Origin of the sequence: Pseudomonas sp. NPDC087814, assembly GCF_044742865.1 — a bacterium.
In the GTDB taxonomy this organism is placed as follows: Bacteria; Pseudomonadota; Gammaproteobacteria; order Pseudomonadales; family Pseudomonadaceae; genus Aquipseudomonas.
On record NZ_JBIUVK010000023.1, the window covers coordinates 33453 to 56364 of the forward strand.

Genomic DNA, 22912 nt, shown 5'->3' on the forward strand with positions numbered 1-22912 from the left:
CGGGGTAAAGACAATGGGATATACAAAATGTTCAAGGTGCTCGGCGGGTTCTATCAAACTGCTCGCGTCAGGATCAGCCACCGCAAGCCACGCGGCGACCTCTCGCTGGTCTACTTGAGCTCCTTCACCAGATAACTCCCGGAGATCTGCGTGATACCCATCAACGCGCGGCGCAACGCCTCAGGATCAGTGCGATAAGTGAGCGGCGTGTAGCCGTAGACATTCTGGCCATTGAACGGCGTGATCGACTCCACCGTGCGCCAGAGCATCTCGTCGCCACGGTCCATACGCGCCACCACGGTAAGCGTTGGGTAGACCACGCTGCTGAAACCCTGCGTCAGGCGAAAGCCCCACTCGCCTACCGTCAGTTGAATCTGCGCATCGGCCGGCTCGTCGTCACCCACCACCTTGAGCGATGACGTCTTACCCAAGGCATCAATGAAGGCCTGCTTGAGCAACACGCCCAAGTCGATATTTTCGGCGTCCATCACCGTGAGGATCGCCGCCGGCGTCGACATCTCGGCCAGTTGCCCCGCCTTCATGCCGGCGGCAAACCCCGCGCCGCTCAAGGCTGCCGTGCCCAGCTTGGACGCGCCGCTGGCCATGCCGACGCCCGCACCAAGCCCGGCGCCCAGGGCCGCACCCCAGGCTTGTTCACGGCCCATGTAGACCATGTTCTTTTCCCACTTTACGGGCAGCACTTTGACCGTCTTGACCTGTGCGCGATGCTCGGGCGTGAGGGGCTGGCTGACGCAGCCGCCGAGGATGAGGGTGGAGAGGAGAATCAGGAGAAGGTTTTTCACATCAGTCCTTTAATGTTGGTGGTGGGTGGATGCGTTTAATCATCGCCAGGGTGTCGGCAATGGGGGTGAAGACATGAGGCATTGGGAGTGGGCCAGTACTTTGCTGCCTTGCGTGGGTTTGGGTGCGGGCTTATAGTCCGGGCCGTCGCCCACATGGCGATTCAGGTTTGGCGACCTGACAACAGAGCGCAAAAGCATCCCGCTTCTATGCAGGTGTTTTTGCACCCGCAAAGCTGTGCATGATATGGCGGCTGTGCGCGGGAGACCTTCGGGTCTGCCGGTTTTCTCTGTTGCCGGTTCGCCAACCTGCGTACGGCCGCCACCCATTCGTTTGGCGACGAATGAGTGGTGGCTTAATCCACCAACAGAGTACTGACAATGAATCGATACATGCCCCTCACGGGCCACGACTGCACCGTCCCCGCCCTGCTTATCGACACCCATGCGCCCCTCGATGTCCTCCACGACGCCGCCGTGTACCGGATTCGCGCCGTCACCCAACTGCTGGAAAACCTGGCCTTCCGCGACCAACTCAGCAGCGATGCTGTGGTGCTTCAAGACTTCGCCCAATTGCTGGCGATTCCGCTGCGCGATGGGTGTGATTTGCTGGATGTCATCAGTCGCAGACTCAATACCGATCCATCCTGAGTAAAAGCCGGGCGGCCTGGGTGCCGCCCCTTTAACTCGGTTAAACAACCTCACTTACCATGAAGCAAAACTTTTAAAGCATCTTTAGAAACGCACACTATGCGTGCCCACTCTTCTTTTTCCAAATACTCTTTATCAGAAAGATCAGGACCATACTTATCAAAAAGCGCGTCAATAGCTTGAACCACGTCCTCGATGGCTCTAGCTTCCTGATCATTTTTCAAAACTAGCCCTATCCAAGTGTATGCATTTTCAGCGAGCCCTGTATCGTCATATAAAAAATGTATTGTGTAATCAAGTTCATCATAAGCTAAATTCGGCGATGAACGTTCTACCCAGGCACGGAACTGGTAATCTGAGTCCGACAAACCTGCCAGATAGGAAACCAGCTCCTCTCTCATACTCGGAAATTTTAACTCGGAGAGTTCCAAGTTTTCCATTTTTTATACTCACTCTGGGCAAAGGGGACGGATTTATTTAATTGACCTAGCTGGAGTTTTTAAATCTAATATTTAAACAAATCCGTCACTTTTACGTCCTAAATAAATCCTTGCCCTTTACGTTAAAGAGCAACTCTGCCAGCATTAAAACGTGGATTGCCCCCTATTTTCCAAAACGTGTGCAGATAGATAAACACTCAACTTATCAGACAAGCCTATCCGTTCAATATAAGCAACAATATATACAGCAGAGCTCTCGTCCGCCTCACATACCGGCTCAGACATTTGCTCTTGTAGCCCTACAATCTTATAGGCCTTATTGGCAAAAAAACCGATCACCAACAATATTAAAATTAAACTATTTTGTTCTACGCTTTCAGATGCAAAATTTCCTTCTGCCAGCGGTCCGCTCTGCATATCATCGGAGTCTAGATAATATGCTAATTCATCAGCACTGAGCCCTCGATCAGACAACCATCGCCAACACTTATCAACTGCCTCCTGACATTTTTTTTGCGTATCACTCGCCGAGTCAAGGTTACGTAGAGCATAATCAAGCAACAGAAGGAAAATTGAGGCTTTCTTTACCCACATCATACTGTCAATGACTTTAAGCGCTTCTTCATTGTCCATTAACTATTCTCCCATCTTTAACTAGGACTGTTAGACGATTTGGCATTGCTGCCCCTCCCTCAGCGGTAACTCTTAGCAGAAGAGTAGGATAGCGCTGACTGAATTGTTTAACCACCCCATTCAGGTCACTATTACCCGTCAAACCTGCACTACACTTATTACAGATACCACTTGCATTTGGTTAAAGGGGACGGATTTATTTAATTAACTCATAAGAAATTTTTAATATTTAAATAAATCCGCCCCCTTTACGCTGTTATATCATCGACCGAGAAATAGGGGGTCAGACCACTATTAATACTTTAATTAGAAAACCGTGGCCTGAACCCTATTTCCCGCGCCCGATTCTCGCTCTAATTCACGCGTTAAACAAAACTTCTCTCAGCAAGTCCTGCCTCTCTGCCTGAGCCCCTACGGCTGCAGTGAAGCACTGATTATAGGCAGCAATCTTCAAAACGCCGCCCAAATCTTCTACTGCAAAGCAGTCGATATCCATTAACTTCTTTTCGTCGACACCCACTAACTGAAGCAAGGATTTGCTTACCCACATGAAAGCGCCAACCGCCTCAATGTAGCCGTTTCTTAAAACCCAACGCCCAGGATTTTTTGATATATCTACGACCTCTTGGGTCAGCGGAAAAGGCAGCCCATTACTTTTCTTGGGCAGATGAGCGTGTTCGACGCGCTCAACTTCAAAGAGCGTAAGACTCTCGGCATTTTGCCATCGATCATACTCGGCGTCGTAAATTCGAGCCTGAACAAAGCCGGGCTCATCGATTAAAGCTTCAATCAAGGTCTGTGCAACTTCAATCGAATTCGCCAGGTGTTTCATATCAAGCCGATAAAACGCTTTATCTGCCACATACGAAAACTCGACAGAACCGTTTGCCAGCTCAATAAAAAAACTCTGACACTTGTTTTTCTTCAAGTAATTCGAAACGTCCGCCAACCCTATTTTCTTGCCGGTAAAGCCATCAATGACGGTATCCTCATTAAAGTTTTTGAGCTGTTGTATTAGCCGCCCCCATACAACTGAAGCGCCATCATGTAGCCTCTCGCTAAAGACAATTTCAATTTCAGCCATATGATTAGCCACGGTCAAAGGGGACGGATTTATTTAATCGACCCATCTGGAGTTTTTTAAATTTAATATTTAAATAAATCTGCCCCTTTTACGTCAATACATACGAGAGAAATGCTCATCAATAGAACTTCCAGACCAAAAACTCACATCTGAAAATTCCAGACTATCAGAAACAACAACTATCCCCCTAAGCTCAAAAGGAATATCTTCTATACCAGCCTTAACGCTAGGGATTAAGTAGCGAAAATAGTCCCCCATTTTAGACTCTCCATCATAACCGGAAGGGAAGTCCTCCCCAGACACACTACCTTCTATAGCATGGTATATATAGACACCTTTAATTGCTGGAAGGTTATATTCTGTCAGCCTGGCTTGGAGTGAAGATCGATCCGCTATCCATCGTTCCACTTCAGCCCTAGAGTCTAGGTGACGATATGCACAGGCAGAGTATAAATCAAGAATTGTTTTACCGTTTTTAGCTTTCGGATATTCTTCGTAATCACCAGACTCTTCCCACAAGTACTCACTTAAGCTATCAAGCTTCTGCTCCACAGCTGTAACTTCCAACAAAACCTTTGGTAACGATCCAAAACAGTTATTCACCATGACGGCAATAGCACCGGCTTTGTCCATCGCAAACCAAGTAACAATTTCTCCAAATCCTGGAACCCATTGTTCATCAATAACCATCATTTATTCCCCGGCCAAGTCACCTTACAATTCGGGCATGTTTCTATAACTGCTTTAGGGGTGTATCCACCTTCATCCCTGATGGTTTTAGGACGTAAAGCCTGTGTGAATTTGATATTTTCTGGATTCCCTCCTGACCTGACAAGCTTATCTACTGCTGATACCTCTGCACATGCACCAGCAGAATTCCTGCAAAAACTTGTTAATTCACCTATTTTCACACCAAGCTTGCTCTCAACGTAGCTAACTGTGCGAGGATCCAAGCTCTCAGCGGTTACCTTACCGGTGCTGCTACCAACAGCAATTTTACCGGTCATAGGGTCATAAGCCCCGATCATCGTGGCGACCTTAGAAGCCTGAGTATTGCTAGGAAATGCAAAGATCGCATCTAAAAGCTCTTTGCTTGCCTGGTCCGCAAGCTCATCTTTTGCTGGTACACGCAGTATATTTTTATCAAAAACGCTACCGCCCTCCCCGGCTATTTGTAACGTAGGGGGTGATCGGTCAGCAACGGATGCTTTGCCAATGCCTGAAGCGTTAGTATTCCTTACACCCGGCAAGCCCAAACTCGCCATCCCTGCAACGCCTAAGAGGATGTTGCCAGCGGCATTCCACGTATCGCCATTAATCGCTTGGTTTGCACCATAACCGGCCTGAAGCACACCGTTCGCCGCAGCAGCAATTCGAATCGATGCCCCTAACGGCCCTGTAAGGCCATAAATCGCTGGTCCACCGATGTTCGCGAGCCCTTGCTGCTCATTGTTGATTTGCAAATAGCCTTTAGCATCTCGGTATGTCAGCTCGTTCGAGCTTTTGTCTCTGCTCCACATCAACTGGTCTAAAGGACCAAGCCCAGCTCGGACTGAGTCCGCGTAGGCATTTTTCGCGTCGGTGGTACCCGCGTAGGAATACTCATAGTTCGGCGTAGGCCCATTTTTCATCAGATTTGCCACGTCTGACTTTGCCTGCTGTTCGCCATGCAGAGTCAGTTGTTCATAGGTGTAGACCTGCAGGTAAGCGTTTAGCTCTGTTACGTCAGCCGCAGAGAGCGAGTAGGGGTCTTTTCTGTAAGCCGCCAGCAGGTTATCGCTACGCTGATCGGCCCCTTCCAGGCTTACCAGTTTTTGAGCAGCACTAATTCCTCGATCTTTCTCAAATGCCTCCCGAGCCCTATCCCGCTCAGGACCGGAATGATCGCCAAGAAAGTTGTACTGGGTAGCATTCTTGGCAATCCAACTGCCTTTTTCCAACTGACTGGCATCAACATCACCTTGTGCCGCCGCAGCTAAAACACCAACAATTTGCGAGCTCATGGTCAACAGGCCTTCATTGCCCTTGACCAAGTTATTCAGATCAACGACCAGCGCCTCAGAGGCACCTGCCGCTAGCGCACCCGTCTTGAAATCGCCGCCGGTTGCTTCGGCTAGCAGTCCTCCGACCATGGCGTGGATCGCGATTTTTTGTACAGAGCCATCGGCATATACACCCTTGGTGTAATCGCCCACTGCATTGAAGCTGGCAGCCGCCAACGTATTGAACAGCGCCCCTTTCAAGGCTTCGCTTGCACTTCCCCCTTGCCCCAATGCTTTGCTAAGAAGTGTGGATGTTCCTGCCTGTAAGGTTTGGTTAGCCGCAAACTGGCCTACTCCTGTCCATGTATTCAGCGGAGGGCCGACGACTTTGCCACCCGCCGAAGTCCATTCCGTATGAGTTCCTGTCCAGCCATCAAAATAGGCGGTAGTCAAGCCAGCGGTGGCACCCGCGATTGCATAGCCTTTGATGGCACTCGAGGAAGTCACATCCTTGAGCACAGCACCAAGGTTGCCTCGATTGTTAACCACACTGACCGTTGCATTCGTTGAAGCACCCGTCGCAACAGCGCCTGCGACGGCGCCGACAGTGCCGCCGCCTGCAGCGGCCGCTGCCATAGGCCCAACCACTGCTGCCATCACAATCGCAATAATGATCTGCGAAGCCGGCCCCAACCCCGAGTTGCTGTACTTGAAGCTGTCGTGGATTTCCTTGACCTGACGCCAATCCACATCACCGCGCTTTTCCGCTTCCTTGATCCACGCCAACTGCGGATCCGCCTTGACCATCGCATCAATGGACTGGCTAACGGTTTGCTGGTTAACCTGGTTGATGTCGATTTTCAAACCATCGACGGCTTTGATTGCCACGTTGCCTTCGGCAATCAACTGGCTCTGACGCAGGGTTTCATCAGTATTGCCCTTGCCTTTGGAAGACACCCAAAACGCATTGTTATTGGTCTTCTCATGGCTTTCCTGATGCAGGTCCTTTACCGCCTCAAAGGTGATGGCACCACCACTGTCCAGGGTGATGTCTTTTCCACTCTGAAGCTTGGCGAGCTGGTAAGTCTGATCACCACCACTCTTAAGCACGAGGTCACCACCGGTCTTGATTTCAGTACCGACGTTGGTCACGCGAGTCACTTCGTCACGCTGGGTCTTTTTGTTGCCCCAACCGCTGACCTTTTTCATGTCATACAACGTATGCGTACTGTTCTCAGCCGCCAGCAAATTCAACTTATCCCCGCTATACAGATAAGCCTCATTCCCCGCACTGATCTTGCTCGCCACCAGCGTAGTGTCGCGCCCGGCCTGGCTCGTAAAGTCCCTGCCCGCCGTCAGCACACTGGCCAACTGCGTAGCCTGCTCATCCGCTGTCTTGATGCGTTTCTTGCCGTCTTTTTCCTTGCCTTCGACGTTGTGCACATCGCTGACAGACGCCACGTTGAAATCGCGCCCGGCCTGAATGTTCAGGTCCTTACCCGCGGTGGCGTTGCTGCCGATGACGTTGACGTCTTGCCCCGCCACCATGCTCAGGTTGCCGCCGGCCGTGACCGTGGCCGCTTGGTTTTTCACGTCGGTGGTGATGGTGGATTTGTGCCCGCCGTCGCTGAAGGCGTGGATCTCGCTGGTGTCGCTGACGGCGATCAGGTTGAGGTCGCGCCCGGCTTTCAGGTCGGCATCGCCGCCGGCGGTGAGTGCGCCGTGGTTGGTGAGGTCGCGGCCAGCGTCGATGGCCAGGTTTTCGCGGGCGGTGATGGTGCCGGCGCTGCTGTCGGTGAGGGTGCGCATGCCGGCGCCCTGGCGCACCTGGATGGCGGTGTTGTCGTTGGTGATGTCGCCCTTCAGGGTGGTGAGGCTGACCTGGGTGCCGCGTATCTCGCCAGCCATGGAATTGCGGATGCTGTCCTGGGCCAGCAGGCTGAGGTTGTTGCCGGCCTCGATCAGGCCGCCGGTGTAGATGTTGCCGCTGCTGGCCACCGAGAGGTTGTTGCTGGCGCGCAGGGTGCCGACGTTGATCAGGTCGCCGCCGGTCATCAGGTTGAGGTCGCGGCCCTGGATCAGGCTGTTGCCGCGCACGTTGCGGGAGTCGGCCTGGGCCAGGTAGAGCACCGGCACGAGCACGGTCTGGCCGTCGACCACGCGGTTTTCCATCCACACGATGTCGTGGGTCAGGGCGCCGACTTGCTGGTCAGTGAGGGATACGCCGACGCTCAGGCGCAAGGCGTCCTTGCTGGCCAGGGCGTTGTCCATCAGGTAGCGGAACTGGTCGTAGTCGCTGGTCAGGCCACCGGCGAGGAAGCGTTGCCCGGTTTGCGCCAGCACGGCATCGCGGATCAGCCGTGACTCGTATTGCCCGTCACCCAGGCGACGCCAGGCGTTGTCGGGGCTGTAGCCGAGCTTGCCGAGCATGTAGTCGGAGCTGAAGAAGCCCGCCACAGTGGTGAGGTTCGGGTTGGTCTCGATCAGGTAGTGGCTGGTGGGGTCGGCGTTTTTGATGAACAGGCCGTAGTCGCCCTTGGGCAACTGGAAGCCGGGCGCGGTGGTGGGGTCGACCGGGGTGAAGGACTCGCCGGTGTAGTCCACGGGTACGTAGCGGCCGTCGGGCGCGATGCTGGTCACCGGCAATACGCTGCTTGGCGCCTGGGCGGTGGCGTCGTTGACGTGCTTGCTCAGGTTGATGTTGATGCCGCCGACGGGGATGCCGGTCTGGTCGTCACCGAGGGTGCCGGTCAGTTGCTCCAGGGTGTTGGTGTGCAACGTGCCATTTTGCAGGGTGCGCGCAACGTTGAGGTTGACCGCGCCACCGGCCTGTATCGTCGCGGTGTAGCCCGGGCCGCCGTTGTCGGTCCAGGTGGTGACGTTGCTTTGTTCGGAGAAACGCCAGTCGCTCGACCGGGCCTTGAGCACCTCAAAGCGTGCTTCATCGAAATTACCCGCTGCCACTGCTGCGTTGAAGGCGGGCACGTCGATGTATTCCATCCGGTCCCACTCATCGGTGTCGATGCGCTGCGGGGTGCCGATGACGATGGTGTTCTGCCCGGTGCGAGTCGCGGCGCCCTGGTTGAGCAGGTCGTTGGCGGTGATGCTCAGGTTGCCATTCGCCGCCAGCAGGCTATAGCGGTTCTGGACGTTGTCGCCCTGGATCAGCAGGTCTTTGCCCGCCACCAGGCGCGCAGAGGCCGAGTCCTTGATCGCGGATTCAAGGTAGGTCTGGTTGATGGTGATTTGACCGCGCTTGAACGAGTCGTGCCCGCCGCAGTGCTGGCCGCACTGCCAATTGAGGCTGCCGGTGGTGACGGTCTGGCCCAACTCGAATTCAGCCTTGGCGTTTTCCACATTCCGCGCACTGATGCCGATATTGCCTTCGCTTTCAACCGTACCGGAAAGGTTGCTGAAGCCCGCCGCCATGCCGCCATCGAGCGCCGCGAAACTCAGGTTGCCCTTGCTGTAGACGTCGCCGTACAGGTTGCTGAAGCTGTTCCCGCGCAGGGTCAGATCGCCGCCGCTGAACAGCAGCGTGTCCGCGCTATTGCTGATGCCATTGCTGGCGTTGAGGTTGACGTTGCCTTGTGAACCGAGGGTGCCGCGGTTGTTGATGTGTGCGGCGGCAATGTCGAGTTGCTGGCGTGCGGTGAGGTAGCCGAGGTTATCCAGCGTACCGCCCAGGGTGATGCGGGTGGTGGTGCCGCCGGCCAAACGCCCGCCGTTCTGGCTGAGGTTGTTGGCGACCACGCTCAGTTTTTGCTGGGCCGAAAGGCGGCCACTGTTGGTCATGTCGCCGGTCAGGTTGACAGTCAGGTCACCGTCGCTGAGCAACTCGCCCGCGTTATCCAGGCTGGCGACATCCAGGGTCAGACCCTTGGCGCTGGCCAAGCGGTCGCCGGCCTTGAGGCTCAGGCCCTGGGTGCTGGTGTAGTGCAAGGCTTCATTGAGTTGCACACGGCCGAGGCCATCGACCCGGCCGAACGACCAGTCGGCGGTGCCCAGGCCATTGATGCTGCCCTGGCTGCCGCTGAGGCTGCTGGTATTGAGGCTGAACACGCCGGTGCCAGCGTGCTGCAGTTGCCCGGCCTGGTTATTCAGATGCCCGGCGCTGAGGCTGAAGGCCTGGCTGCCGAATTCAAGAATGCCGTTCTGGTTATTCAGTTGGTCGGTGACCGTCAGGGTGCTGCTGGCGCCTTCCATCGCCCGCAGTTGGCCACCCGCGCTGTTGTCGAGGTTGCCGCCATTGAAGGTCAGGCCCTGGTTGGACTCAATCAGGCCGCCTTGGTTGGTCAGTTGGGTACGCGAGGTCAGGCTGAGCTGATTGCCGCTGATCTGGCCGTTGGCGCTGTTGTCCAGGGTGGCGCCGGAGACGGTGACGTGCTCCTTGCCGAACAGTTTGCCGCCCCGGTTGGTCAAGGCCTCGACCGTCAGTTGCAGGTCGCTCTTCAAGGCGGTCAACGCGCCGGCCTTGGTACCGTCTTGGCTGTTGTCGACGCTGTCGGCTGTCACCGTCAAGCTGTCGCCTTGCACGGTGCCGCCCTGGTTGTTCAAGGTGCCCAGCGTCAGGTCGACCGCCGCACCACCGCTGAGGATCATGCCCTGGCGATTGCTCAGGTCCTGGCCGCGGTAGCTCACGCCCTGATTGCCGGCCAGGAGTTGGCCCTGGTCGTTGTCGAGGGTTTGCGCCGCGATATCCAGGCGCTTGCCCCGCAAGGTGCCGCCCTGGTTGTCGAGGGTGGTCAAGGCCTTGACCAGCACACTGCGTTCGGCGGCGTCGATCACGCCGTTGGTGTTGGTCAGCAGGTTGCTGATGTTGAGGGTGATGTCGCCGTCATTGCTGACCAGCGCGCCCTTGCTGCTGTTGTCGAGGTCTTGCGCGGTGACAGTGAGGGCCTTGCCGAGCAGGATCCCGGCGCTGTTGCCCAGGCGCTTGCCGGTCAGCAGCAGGTCACCCTCACTTTGAATACGGCCCTGGGTGTTGAGCAATTGGTCGTTCAGCACCACGCTCACACCCGGCACACCACCGGCCAGCAACCCGGCATTGCGGTTGTCGAGGCTGCCGGCGCGCACGTCCAGTTGGTCACCGACGATACGCCCGGCGCGGTTGTCGATCTGCCCGCTTCGCGCATCCAGCAGCAACTGCTTGCCGATGATGGCGCCGCCCTGGTTATCCAGGCTCGCGGCGTGCAGTTCGATGTCGCCCTGGGCGGCCTGCAAGTGACCTTTGGCGTTGTTCAGCTGTTGGGCGACGGTCAAGGTCAACTTGCCGGCATCCGCGCTGAGTACACCTGCGTCGTTGTTGCTGAGGCTGCCGAGGGTAGCGGTGAGTTGCCCACCCACCAGCTTGCCGTCCTGGTTGGCGACGTCACCGGCGCGCAGGTTCAAGTCAGTGCCAGCCTGGGCATGACCCTGGCTGTTGTTGAAGGTGTTGGTGACGGTGAGGTTGAGCGCGCCTTTCTCGGCACTGATCAAGCCCTTGGCACTGTTGTCGAGGCGGGCGGCGTTGACCGTCACGGCGTCGGCAACCAGGAAACCGTTCTGGTTGTTGATCGTGTCCGCTGTCACACCGAGGTTGCCCGCGACAATCTGCCCGCCGGTGTTATTCAGCGTGCCGCTGTTGAGCGTCAAGCTGCCGCCCGCGACCTGGATATGGCCCTGGCGGTTATCCAGCGAATCGGTTTGCAGCGTTGCCGCCTGATCGGCACCGAAGCGAATCAGCCCGCCGAGGTTGACGATGGCCGGCGCGTTGATCGCCAGCGCTTGCTCGCCATACACCCGCGCGGTGGCGCCCTGGTTGGTCAGTCTGGCACTGTTCAGCGTGACGGTTTTACCCTGGATCACTGCGCCCTGGTTGTTCAGTTCCCGGGTGGCCGTGGCGCTCAGCGAGCGGCTGGCCAGGACGTTGCCGCTGGTGTTCAGGGTTTGCGTATTCACCACCACATCGCCGGTGGCATTGCGGCTGTTATCGGCCTGCACGCCTGCTTCGATGATGCCCGGGTTGGTGACGGTGGTGGCGTTGAGTTCGATGCGTTGGCCAGCGGCCAGGCTCTTTTGGTTGACCAGTTCTTCAGCACTGCTCACCTGCACATTGCCGGCGGCGTAGACCTTGTCGGTCAGGTTCACGTTCTGCGCGGTGACCTTGAGGTTACCGGTGGTCGCCGTCTGCGCCATGCTCAGGCGCCCGTTGGCATCCAGCTGGATGTCGCCGCCACTGGCGGCCAGCGTACCGTCGAGTTTCACCCCTACGCCGGCCTCGGTGCCCACCAGTTTGATCGCACCGGCGTACATGCCGCCCAATGCCGAGGAATCGATGGCCAGCTCGGGCTTTGCGCTGCCGTCATCGGCGCGCGCGGTGGCTTTCAGGCTTTTGGCATCGACGTCGTTACGCCCGGCAATGACGGTCAATTCTCGTGCATTGATCTGCGCATTGATCTTGGCCGAACGGGTGATGATCTCGAAGCGGTCGACGTTACTGGCGTTCAGGCCCTGGCCGTCGATGGTCACGGCACCGCCGTCAACCTGATAACGCTGCAACTGGCCGCTGGCGTCGAGCACCGGTTTGCCGGTGGTGAGGGTCACGTTGGGGGTGTTGATAAAGCCGCAACCGCTGCACGTGACGCCGTACGGGTTGGCGACGATGACCTTGGCCGACTGGCCCGCCACTTCGGTGTAGCCGCGCAGTTGGCTGGGGCTGCCGCCGTTGACTTCGTTGAGGATGACGCTGGCCGCGCCGCCCTTGAGGTTGGGGTTGCCGACGATGTAGCCACCCAGCTGGGTGTTCGTCATGGGGCCGTTGGCGTTGTTGAGGATCACGCCGTTGGGGCCGACGTTGTAGTCCTTGAATTGGTTATGGGACAAGCCACTGCCATTGGGGGTGGCGATGTTCACCACCGGTACGCCATTGCCGGCCTGGCCGACGGTGGTGCCCGGCGCACTGACCACAATGCCTCCGGCCTGAGCCAGCACCGGCTGCCAGAACAGCGCGTTGGCCAGGATCAGCACCAAACCGCGCTTGGGCAGGCCGAAGAACGAGTCTCGCGGTTTCAGCGCAGCAGAAGGTTGGCGGGCCAGGAAGGCAAAGTGGCGAACATCCATTGTCATATTCTCGATGTAACGGGGCGTTGAATTACAGGAAGAAATCCATGCGGAAGTAGATCGGCGCTTCGCGCTCGCTCATCACTGCCGGGCGTTCCAGGGAATGGGCAAAGGTCACGCTGGTGCTGACGTATTTGCCACGGGCGAACAACTCCAACGAGTTGCTCGAGACCCGGCCATGCACTTCACCGTTATAGCGGTCGTTGCTGATCACACCCTGGTCGTAGCCGACGCTGGCGCCGTATTCGGCAAAGGCCGGGCGCATCCAGTCCCAGGTCACCGGGCGCGCCCAGCGCACGTCGTTGCGCCAGTAGCCGCCGCTGTCGCCGGTGAGCTGCTGGTCTTTGAAACCGCGCACCGAGGCCGAGCCGCCGAGGCTCATGCGCTGGGGGCTGAACAGAATGTCTTCACTGCGTTGGCCGGTGGCCAGGCTGGAGAAACTGAACGACTCACCCCATAGCGTGAACGGCTGTAAATAGCTGACGGTGGCGGTGTATTTGCGGTAGCGCGCGTTGGGCAGGCGATTGCCGTATTGATCGCGCTCGTTTTCAGCTTGGGCATCGAAGGCGCCGATACCGTTCTGCATGCCCAGGTCGAGGTTGACGAAGGCATTGCCGATGCGGCGGCCGTGGTTGATGCCCAGTTGCAGCTCGCTGAGGCGGTTGCTGCTGGTTTCGAGGTGAGCGTCGTTGATGTAGTTGTTAGTGCGCAGGTGGGCCAGGCCGACGTTGACCGAGGTCTTGCTGACGTCGTCGCGATGGATCACGCGCTCGGCGCGCAACTGGTGGTTTTCGTTGTCGCCAGATTGCTTGAACTTGAAGGTGTCGGCGTAACCCAGAGCGCGGTAATCACTCTCGCTGTAGGTGTAGCTGAAGTTCCACCAGCCCCACGGCACGTTGTAGTAGAGCATGGTGTTTTTCGAGGTTTTCTGATGGTCGCTGACGCCATCGTGGCCACCGCGCAACACCAACTGGTCGGCCAGGCCCAGGGGGCTGTCCCACTCAAGGCCGGCGCCCCACTGCTGTTCGCCGGTGCTTTTCTGCCCGTCGTTGTTGCGCGACAGGCTGGCGCGCCAGGGCTTTTGCGGGACGTTCTTGACCTGCACTTCACTGCCGCCCACCTGGCTGCCGGGGGTCAGTTCCATTTGCGCCTGCTTGGACGGCAAGCGATTCAACTGGTCCACCAACTGCTCGATTTCCCGCAGGTTGAGCTGCTCGCCGACCTTGCCGGGGAAGGCCATGGCCAGCTCGCGCGGGGACAGGTTGCTGCCGTCGGCGCCCTTCAAGCCTTCGAGCTTGCCTTCCACCACCAACACCTGGAGGTGGCCGGTGGAAAGGTCCTGCTGCGGCAAGTAAGCACGGCTGGTAACCATGCCTTTGTCGATGTAGTAGTCGGTGATCGACTTGAGCACTTGGTTGAGCTGGGAGACGCCCAGGCACTGGCCGATATACGGCTTGAGCAGGCGCTCGCGGTCCGGTGCAGGCAGGCTGTCGGCACCCTTGAGTTCGATGTCTTTGATCGGGAAGCAACGGGTGTCGGCCGGGGTGGCAGGCGCTTGGGGCTTGGCTTCTTTGCCGGGCAGTTCCTTGAGGTCTTCAAGGCGCCGGCGCTGTTCTTCCAGCAGACGGTTTTGCCGGTCGCGGATCAGGTCCTGGTCGCCAGGCGTAGGCGCCGCCACCGCACTATTGAGTGCGAAGCAAGTCAGCAGGCAAACGCCCAGCAGCAGCCGAGTCCGTGGCAATAATAAAGACATGTTCGATCCGTCGAAAAAGCGGGGGCCGGCAAACTAACATCGAACTTCCGGTGGGCCAAGATTCTGGCTTAGTGGGAAGCTATGTTTAACAGGCATATAAGTTGCTGATTATTAACAATAAATAAATCATGCAACGTTTAATTGCTTGCAATTGGAATTTTTATTCCGACAAGCGGTAACAGTTTTGATACACCTCCAATGATGGCGCTTACAATTGCCATTACTTGGCCATCAATGCGGTATCAAGACTGGTTAGTAGCCAAAAGATGAGAAAAGTTCGCGGTTATTTTGTGAATTGGATCCCATTTTTCGATATCCCGGTTAACCAACCTCCTTGGTCCGCTCCTGCCCCGCCACCAACTTCAACCCTGGCCGCTCCACATGCCGGGACACATGGGCTGTCACTTCCTGCACGCCCCCTTCGTGGTCGTTATGAATCACCAACACACCCGGGCGGCGCAGTTGCTCCAGGTCACCTTCCCCCAGGCTGAAGCTGTCGCTCAAATGCTGGTCGCTCAAGGCCTTGGCCGCCGAGCGCCGCTGGGCAAAGTGCTTGCCACGTCGCTGCTGGTAGCGTGCCCAACTGATCAGCACCACCGCGTTGAACACGGCAATCCACAGGTAGATCTGCAAGGTATCCAGCGCCGCGAAAATCGGCGCATCGATCCGCGGGCCGCCGTGGCTGTCGAGCATCGGCACCAGCCCGCGCACCAGCAGGATAATCAGCCCGGCCCAGGCCAGCAGGGTCAGGAATACGTCGATGGCCCACATCACCGGGCGCTGTTGGGTTCGGATCAGATTCATGGCTGCACATCCGTAGTGGGGGCTTTGATTCCGCGATCCGGGCTGACCCAGCGCGCGCGTTTCTGGTGTTGGCGGAACAGCACTTTGGGGAAGCTGACCAGGGTGGTGAATAGGCTCACCAACCAGAACACCAGCGGGTACCAGACGGTCCAGAACAGGGTTTTCCACAGGCCCTTTTCATAGCGCCGGTCGATCATGATGCTCACCGCGAACTGCACCAGGCACACCACCGCCAGCAGCAGGCCGGTGAAGGCCGGCGGCATCAGCGAGTCGACGGCGATGGCGGCGGGCAGCGTCACCACTTTGCCCACGGCCCAGAAAATCACCGAGAGCAAAAAGGTGAAGGCCCAACCGGTGGACAGGCAGTACTCGAACAGCAGCGGCCACAGGTAGCGATGGCGCCATTGCCAGATGCCACGAATATTTTTGAACAGCACTTCAGCGCCGCCCTGGGCCCAGCGCAGGCGTTGCTTCCACAGGCCGCCGAAGGTTTCCGGCATCAGGATCCAGCACAGCGCGCGAGGCTCGTAGAAGATGCTCCAGTGGTCCAGTTGCAGCTTCCAGCTCACGTCGATGTCTTCGGTGATCATGTCGGTGCTCCAGTAGTCGACCCGGTCCAGGGCCGCCCGCCGAAACGCCACCACCACGCCGGAGACGGTGAAGATCCGCCCGAAGACCCGCTGGGTGCGCTTGATCAAGCCGATGATCGAAGAGAACTCGCCCACCTGCACCCGGCCGATCAAGGTGGAGCGCGTGCGAATCCGCGGGTTGCCGGTGACCGCCCCCAGGCGCGGGTTGTCGAGCATCGGCGCCACCAGGTACGCCGCGGTGTTCGGCGAGAGCAACGCATCGCCGTCGATGCACACCAGGTATTCGCTGCGCGCCGCCACTGCGCCCATGCGCAGGGCCACGGCCTTGCCCTGGTTTTGCGCCAGGTGCAGCACCCGCAGGCGCGGCTCTTTCAGGGCCAACGCATCGAGCACGGCGGCGGTGTTGTCGCTGGAGCCATCGTTGATCGCGATCACTTCGATGTTGCGGTATTGCTGGGCCAACGCGGCGCCGATGGTCTCGGCGGCGTTGTCGCCTTCGTTGTAGCAAGGGATCAGGATCGAGATCAGCGGCTCACCGGCGAGTACCGGCGCGGGGGTGTCATCCGCCCACGGCCAGTGGCGCTCCCAGTGCAGCCAGAAGTACAGGCCGCCGGCGATCCACAAGCCGGACATGAACAGTGGATAGAAGAAGACGAAGTCCATCAGGAACTGCCCGGTGACCAGAAAGATCAGGCCCAGGGGCACACCCAATACCAGCGACAACACGATAAGCGCGAGGATTCTGTCGAACATGAGTCAAGGATTCCACTGGTTGGAAAGGGCCGGACGCACGGTTTTCAGATCCGGCGAATTCTCCAGGAAGTTGTCGGGGTAGTAGCCAAAACTGGTCACGCCCTGACGCTTGAGCACGCCCATCCACTCGGCCATTTGTGCACCGTCCAGATCGGGGGCGGCCGAGGTACGCCAGTCCTTGGCTTGCAACTCGAAGACTGTGCGTTGCAGCGCGCCGGGGCGGGCCTTGACGGTGGCCACGAGTTTTTCCAGCCAGGCGTTGGAGCCCTTGAGGTCCTGGCCTTCCATCAGCGGCATGGCCATCGGCGCAGTCCAGTCGTAGCTGGTGAGGAAGTCGTCAAGGTTCTGCGCGAACCAGGCTTCGCTGCCCGGGTTGAGCATCGGTTCGGCGAAGATATTGCGTGCGGTCTGCACCTGCGGGCCGCGCAGCGTGCGGACCTTGGCCGTCAGCTCATGGGTGAAGTCGATCAGGTAGCGGCTCTTGAAACGCGTCCAGCGCTGCATCACCGCAGGGTCGGCGCGCAGGGCTTCGATGGTGTCCGGCAGGCCATTGGCGGCGTAGGCCTTGAGCGCCAGCGGGCTGGCGTCTTCGAAGTCCGACAGCACCGCGTCGTCGTGGAACAGCACGCCGTCGATGGCACTGGTGCGCGCCAGGTCTTCGTAGATCTCACCGATGACCTGCCGCACTTTCGGATCGAACGGCGACAGGCGCTGGTACTGGTCCGGGTCGATGGCGACCTTGCCGGTTTGCGGGTCCCAACGGGTAACGCGGGGCAGCTTCGAATCGAGGGCGAAACTGAGCACCGGCATCCAGGCAAATACGCTCACGTGGGCCCGGGTGCGCAGTTGCCAGGTGACGCGGTTGAACAGGTCGGCGCGCACCGGCAAATGGCGGTTGGGGAAGTACAGCGAACGCACCAGGCCATCGCCCTTGGGGTCGGCGAAAGCCTGCAGGAACACGGTGCTGGCACCCATGTCGACCACGCGCTGGATCAGTTTGTCGAGGTTGCGCACCTGCTGTTCCGGGTCCGGGTCGTAGACGTTGTCCAGGTCCACATGCAGCACCCGCAGCGGGGCTTCAGTCTGGGTCGCGACGATGGCGTTGGCGTAGTGTTCGCCGTCCGGGTCGGAGGCCACCAGGAAGCGCGGGCTGCTCATCAGGTTGCCGAGGCTGTCGAGACCGTCTTCCAGGGTCAGGGCCATCTGGTAACCCTGCTCGCCCACCACCGCCAGCGAGGTGCCATCGGCAGCGCCGTAAGGCCACACCCACACGCGCGGCGCCTTGCCGGTGACGGCGCGGATCTTGTTGGAGATCGCCGTCACGTCGGTGCGCATCCGCGCCTGGAACTGGGCTTCGGTTTCGTAGCGATGGGTCGCCGGGTCAAAGCGTCGGGTGGTGGCGGCCGGTTGCAGGTTGCCCTGTGGGTTGGCCAGCACGCCCTTGTGATTGGCGTCGGTGTGCGCGGCGATTTCCACCAGGCCGGACTGGGCGATTTCGCGCACCTGCTGCCAGGTCAGGAAGTCCGAACGCGGGCGTGGTGTGCCGGCGAAATCCACCGGCTGGTTCAGCGGCGTATCCACCCACGAACCCACCGGCGCCAGCAGCGCGTGCCAGTTGTAGCTGCGCAGGATCGGCATCACACGGGTGTAGAAGCTCGCGTAGCCGTCATCGAAGCTGAGCATGATCGCCTTCGCCGGCAACTCCGGGCCACCGTTGCGGGCCGCCAAGATCTGGTCGACGGTGACGGGCTGGTAGCCGTTTTCCCGCAGCCACGCCAACTGCTCGATCAAACGTTCGGTGCGCACGGCCACGACGGCCTGATCGGGGTCGCGGTCCTCGATGTCGTGGTAGGCGATACCGAGGAAATGGTTCTTCGGCCACGCCGCTTCGCTGGCAGGCTTGAGCCGCTCGGCGGGTGGGGTGAAAGGTGCGGGTTGCTGGGCGCAAGCGCTGCTCAGCATTAACCCCAGGGCCAACAGGCAACGGGACAAGACGGGCATGATCGGACTCTTCTAGAAGCGGTAGGTGAGGTCGACGATCAGGCGCAGGTCGCTTTCGCGCTCACCGTCATAAGGTCGGCTGATCCAGCTGAGGTTGGCGCCGGTTTCGAGCACGTCGTTCCAGCGAAACCGCTGGCCGTAGCCCACCAGTGCAACGCCGCCGGTACCGTAGTCGCGCTGGCTGTAGGTGCCCGCCCCCACCTGGAACTGCTGGCTCCACTGGGTTTCGTAGCGGTGGTAGAGCACGTGGTTGACGGTGGCCGTGGGCAGCACGCTGAAGTCCGAGCGCGGGTTGAAGTACGGCGTGTCTTCCTTGGTGTTGCGGCTGGTGCCGACTTCCAGGCCCAGGTCGACTTGCACCCCCGGCGAGCTGTACACGCCCTGGCGACCGGTGAGCAGCGCTTCAAGGCGGTTGTTGCCGTCGCTGAAGTGGGACGGGCTCAGGGCCAGTTTCCATTCGCGGCTTTCGTTGGCGCGCCAGCGGATAAACCCGCTGCCGCCGTTGGCAGTAATGTCGGCATTCAGTGCCCGCAGCGGGGTGCTCGCGGAGAGGTAATCGAGACTGCCGCCGTACTGCCATTGGTCATTGATGTCGCGGGCAATCGCGATGCGTGCGCCCTGCTTGTCGCCAAAGCCGTAGGAGTGGTTGGAGACCTCGGCTTCGAGGGTCATGTCGCGGGTGCGCCGCTCTACACCGAGGCGCTGCCAACGGTGTTGGCCGGTGCCCTCTTCGAAATCGGCGGTGGCGTAGCCGGCCCCGCCAAACACGCGCCAGTCTTCATCGATGGGCGGGCTGTAGAGCAAGGTTTCGATGCCGAAATCGCGGCTGCCGGACACCGCGCCCGCGCCGTTATCGCCGCCGCCGTTGCTTTTGCCGGTGTAGGCCTCGACGCGCAATTCGGCCATGTCGTGCACATCCCGCAGGCGGCTGAGGCGCTGTACCTGGCGGTTGTCCGGGGCGCGGTCGACCACGTCATCGGTGAGTGCATCGAGCTGACGCCATTCCTGCAGATCGAGGGCAGTGTGGCCTTGGGAAACCTCCAGGCCGATGTCGCGCGGGGCCTGGGCTTCGGTTTCCTTGAGGGTGTTTTCGGCGCGCCGTGGCCAGTCGCGGGCACGGTACATATCGGCCTGGGCCAGGCGCAGGCCGATATTGCCCGGGGCCTGTTGCACCAGGGCTTCCAGGCCTTTTTCGCTGGCGGGCAGGTCGGCGCCATAGGTGCCGGCCTGGGCGGCCAATTGTTGGGCGTCCATCCAGGCGTCGTTGGGGTTGCCGATGGGCAAGCCCTTGAGCTCGACCCGGGGTTTCTGGGTGCTCGCCAGGTTGTCGGCGACTTCGCGAGCTTCCACCACTTGATCGTTTTCGAGCAGGGCGTAGAACAGCGCGGTGCTGTCTTCGACGTGATCGCCGGCGTCCGCATCGCTTGCCGCCAGGGCCTGGCGATACAGCGGCGCGGCCTTTTCCGGCTGGCGCTGGTCGAGGTAGGCGGCAGCGACCCAGCGCAGGGCGTAGGTCGGCAGTTGCACGCCTTCGCCCTTCAGCACTTCGTAGTCGCGGATCACCTCGGCGGTGCGCGCCCGGGCTTTCAGCGCGCCCAGACGGTCGATGCGCCAGCGCACCACGTCGTCATGGGCGTTGGCATCCGGTGTCCAGGTGGTGAGCAGTTGGTCGTAATCCTTGAGGGCACGGTCGGCGATGACGTAGCGCTCTTTTTCACTGCGGGTCGCGAACTCGGCCATGCGCACGCGCTCGGCGGCCAGGTCGCCTTCGAGGCGGCGTTGGGTGACCGGGTCCAACAGGCCAGGGCGCCGGGCAGCGAGGCGCAGGGCCGGTTCCGGCAGGCGCGCACGTTGCAGGGCGACGATGTATTCGCGGGCGACTTCAGGTTTGTTGCCGGCACGCATGAACGCCTGGTCGAATTCGAACAGCGCGTCATAGGTAGAACCGGCACGGGTCAGTGCGTAACCCAGGGCCATGCGGCGGTCGGCGTCGTCGGGCTTGGCGGCCACCAGGGCGCGGGTGCGCTGCACCGCTTCAGCGGTCTGGCCGGCGTCCGCCTGGGTCAGGGCCAGGCCGAGTTGCAGGTCCGGGTTATTCGGCTCGCGCAGCAACGCCTGGCGATACACGGCAATCGCCGGTTCCCAACGCTGCTGGTTGCGATAGGTGCGGGCGACGGTGGCCAGCGCCTGGGTGGTGAGGGTGCGTGAGCGGCCCTGGGCCTCGTAGACCGTCAGCACCTCGGCGTCCTGGCGCGCCCAGCTGGCAATCAACAGGTGATCGCTGACCTGCCCCGGCGTCTGGCGCTCGGCGGGCATTTGGCGCAACAGGTTGAGGGCCGGACCATAGTTGCCACTGCGGGCCTGGTTGATCAGCGAATCATAGGCCGCATCGGCCGATGCCACGACGGGCCAGAGCAGTTGGCTGCACAGGGCCAGGCGGATAAACGGATGAATATTACGCGACATGTCGTCAGCTTCCTCACCAGGGAAAGCTGTAGCGATAAGTTCACCTGCACGACACTCCAGGCGGCCGGCATCTGATGACGCGGCCAAGCTTTCCCGGGGCGCAATATCCTTGAGGGGGGTACAAAAAAGGCCAATTCAGAACAATTGTTCAGAATTGGCCTACATCACTTTGAGCCGAATCTTATTGAGCGCCGCTGACCGCGCCGAACTTGCCCAGCACAAAACCAATGAATTGCTCGACGGTCATTTTCTGGCCGTTGAAGGTCACTTCATTGTTGGCGTAGTGCAGCTTGGACACGATATCGGTACCCACCAGGGTCGCCAGTTGAGTACCCACGGCCATGCCGCTGATCATCTCGCTGGCCATCTGGGATTGCTGCTCGATGGCTTTCGGGTCGGTCACACCACCGATCTGCGCCTGCAGGCCGGCAACGTCCTGGATCATCGGCTTGGACAGGGTCAGGTTGGCGTCCAGCAGCGCAACGATTTGCTTGCCCAGTTCAACCGGCGGCAGGTCCATGCTCGACGGCTTGGCGAAGTCCGCCACCAGGTTGAAGCGGCTCTCGCCATTGGTGGTTTTCAGCGACAGGTTTTCTACCGCCACTTGCGGCTTGGCAGCCAGCAGTTGGTCGACGTTGGCCTGGGCCAGGGTCTGCTCGGCTTCGGTCAGTTGCAACTCAGGCACGGGCTGGCCAGCAGCGGCAGCGGCCTGGGCCGGCTGTACTTTTTCCTGGTAGAGCTTGGTCAGTACCAGCATCGACGGGATGTCGACGTTCTTCATGCTGACGGCCATGGCCGCCGAACCCACGGGCTTGCCCTGGTAACCGATCTCGTCGATCTTGTAGTCGACGCGGCCGGCCAGGTTGTTGTCCTTGGTTTCGCTGCTGTCTTTCTGCTCAAAGTTCTTGAGAGTCAGCACTGCTTGCTGCGGGCCGAAGGTGACCTTGGTGTTGGTCAGCTCGACGGTGTTTTGCCCGGTGTAGAAACCGAAGGTGGTTTTTTCCAGGTTGCTGGCGATGGTCAGGCCGCTCAGCTCCGCATCCAGCTTGGCGTTGTTGGCATCGATGACCGAGACCTTGAGGCTGTCCATGTAGCCGCTGGCCTTGACCTTCTTGCCTTCGGCGGTGGAGTCGAAGTCGAGGTTGGCGCCGGAGAAGCTCACGGCCGACTTGTCGTCCTTGAGTTCCAGGGGCAGCAGTTCAACGTTGCCGGTCACCGAGCGGTCATAACCGATGTTGGCCACGCCTTTGAGGGGCGACACGTCCTTGCTGGCAGCGAACCATTTTTCGGTGGTGGGGTTTTTCTCGAGTTCGTAGTGACTGGTGGCCATGACCGGCAGCCACTTCAGCGACACCAGGCGCGAGAACGGCAGCGGGCCGTGTTCGATATGGTCGACGAACAGCAGTTCGGTGTCCTGATGATTTTCGCCGAACACCGCGCCCTGGGCCTTGAGGCGATAGTGGGCGGTGCTGCTGAACAGCTGACGGTCGAGGGAGACCAGTTCGAGGGTCACAGTGCCGTCGACACCGGCCATGGAGGTCTGCAGTTCCTTGTTGGCGTCCTGGATGGCGGTTTGCAGCACCGGCTCCAGTTGCTTGCCGGTGTACCAGGCACCGCCTGCGCTGATTGCACCAATGGCGACGACGATACCCAAGAGAACGACTGCTGGCTTATTCATGTAGTGACCTGATCAAATCCTGTGAAGTGGGCTGTCTTCCCTGAACCCCGAAGGGTGTCGGCTCAAGCCCGCCGAAATCCGGGGAAGATTAGCATTGGCTGGCGTATGCAGCCCAATTTTTCAATAGGCGCAGACTTCAGCGCTGAACGGTAAAGTGCCTTCGCGAGCAAGCCCGC

At 59.4% G+C, this 22912-nt stretch carries 13 protein-coding genes; 1 reads left to right on the forward strand and 12 read right to left on the reverse strand.

Translation table 11 applies throughout. From position 1 onward, the window contains the following. Nucleotides 1-110: 110 nt before the first annotated feature. Nucleotides 111-803: a hypothetical protein gene (locus tag ACIOMR_RS17955; protein ID WP_008433676.1), complete on the reverse strand. Its 693-nt coding sequence runs from the start codon at nucleotides 801-803 to the stop codon at nucleotides 111-113. Nucleotides 804-1193: 390 nt separating this feature from the next. Between ACIOMR_RS17955 and ACIOMR_RS17960 the strand changes: the two genes are divergently transcribed. Then, a complete protein-coding gene (locus ACIOMR_RS17960; RefSeq protein ID WP_008433674.1) occupies nucleotides 1194-1451 on the forward strand; it encodes a hypothetical protein in 258 nt (85 codons plus the stop codon). Between the two features lie 50 nt (nucleotides 1452-1501). On the opposite strand, the gene ACIOMR_RS17965 is transcribed toward ACIOMR_RS17960, so the two are convergent. The 11 genes from ACIOMR_RS17965 to ACIOMR_RS18015 all read right to left on the reverse strand — a co-directional run bounded on the left by ACIOMR_RS17965 (nucleotide 1502) and on the right by ACIOMR_RS18015 (nucleotide 22736). Continuing rightward, nucleotides 1502-1891 (reverse strand): hypothetical protein, encoded by a 390-nt coding sequence (locus ACIOMR_RS17965; protein WP_008433672.1) that lies wholly within the window; start codon nucleotides 1889-1891, stop codon nucleotides 1502-1504. Between the two features lie 144 nt (nucleotides 1892-2035). After that, entirely contained in the window at nucleotides 2036-2524 is a 489-nt protein-coding gene (locus ACIOMR_RS17970; protein ID WP_008433671.1) for an Imm6 family immunity protein, read from the reverse strand. A 358-nt stretch (nucleotides 2525-2882) separates the two neighbouring features. After that, entirely contained in the window at nucleotides 2883-3608 is a 726-nt protein-coding gene (locus tag ACIOMR_RS17975) for a hypothetical protein (protein WP_177040695.1), read from the reverse strand. A gap of 93 nt (nucleotides 3609-3701) precedes the next feature. Further along, the gene (locus tag ACIOMR_RS17980) at nucleotides 3702-4298 is read right to left on the reverse strand and encodes a hypothetical protein (RefSeq protein WP_023659327.1); all 597 of its coding nucleotides are present in this window, start codon (nucleotides 4296-4298) and stop codon (nucleotides 3702-3704) included. Continuing rightward, nucleotides 4298-12691 carry a DUF637 domain-containing protein gene (locus ACIOMR_RS17985; RefSeq protein WP_401195559.1) on the reverse strand — a complete coding sequence of 2798 codons (8394 nt, stop codon included), beginning with the start codon at nucleotides 12689-12691 and terminating at the stop codon, nucleotides 4298-4300. Before ACIOMR_RS17985 ends, ACIOMR_RS17980 begins: the two co-directional genes overlap by 1 nt. 31 nt (nucleotides 12692-12722) lie before the next feature. Beyond that, complete coding sequence (locus ACIOMR_RS17990) at nucleotides 12723-14444, reverse strand: ShlB/FhaC/HecB family hemolysin secretion/activation protein (RefSeq protein WP_401195562.1); 1722 nt, start codon at nucleotides 14442-14444, stop codon at nucleotides 12723-12725. A gap of 321 nt (nucleotides 14445-14765) precedes the next feature. Next, nucleotides 14766-15248, reverse strand: coding sequence for a poly-beta-1,6-N-acetyl-D-glucosamine biosynthesis protein PgaD (pgaD, locus tag ACIOMR_RS17995; RefSeq protein ID WP_003218178.1), 483 nt, complete (start codon nucleotides 15246-15248; stop codon nucleotides 14766-14768). Continuing rightward, nucleotides 15245-16591 carry a poly-beta-1,6-N-acetyl-D-glucosamine synthase gene (pgaC, locus tag ACIOMR_RS18000; RefSeq protein WP_401195564.1) on the reverse strand — a complete coding sequence of 449 codons (1347 nt, stop codon included), beginning with the start codon at nucleotides 16589-16591 and terminating at the stop codon, nucleotides 15245-15247. The genes pgaD and pgaC overlap by 4 nt, the downstream gene beginning before the upstream one ends. A 3-nt stretch (nucleotides 16592-16594) precedes the next feature. Next, nucleotides 16595-18592, reverse strand: a complete 1998-nt coding sequence (gene pgaB / locus ACIOMR_RS18005; RefSeq protein WP_401195567.1) for a poly-beta-1,6-N-acetyl-D-glucosamine N-deacetylase PgaB — start codon at nucleotides 18590-18592, stop codon at nucleotides 16595-16597. A 12-nt stretch (nucleotides 18593-18604) separates the two neighbouring features. Beyond that, entirely contained in the window at nucleotides 18605-21058 is a 2454-nt protein-coding gene (pgaA, locus tag ACIOMR_RS18010) for a poly-beta-1,6 N-acetyl-D-glucosamine export porin PgaA (protein ID WP_177022636.1), read from the reverse strand. A gap of 181 nt (nucleotides 21059-21239) precedes the next feature. Further along, nucleotides 21240-22736 (reverse strand): YdgA family protein, encoded by a 1497-nt coding sequence (locus tag ACIOMR_RS18015; protein WP_023659325.1) that lies wholly within the window; start codon nucleotides 22734-22736, stop codon nucleotides 21240-21242. Between the last annotated feature and the right edge of the window lie 176 nt (nucleotides 22737-22912).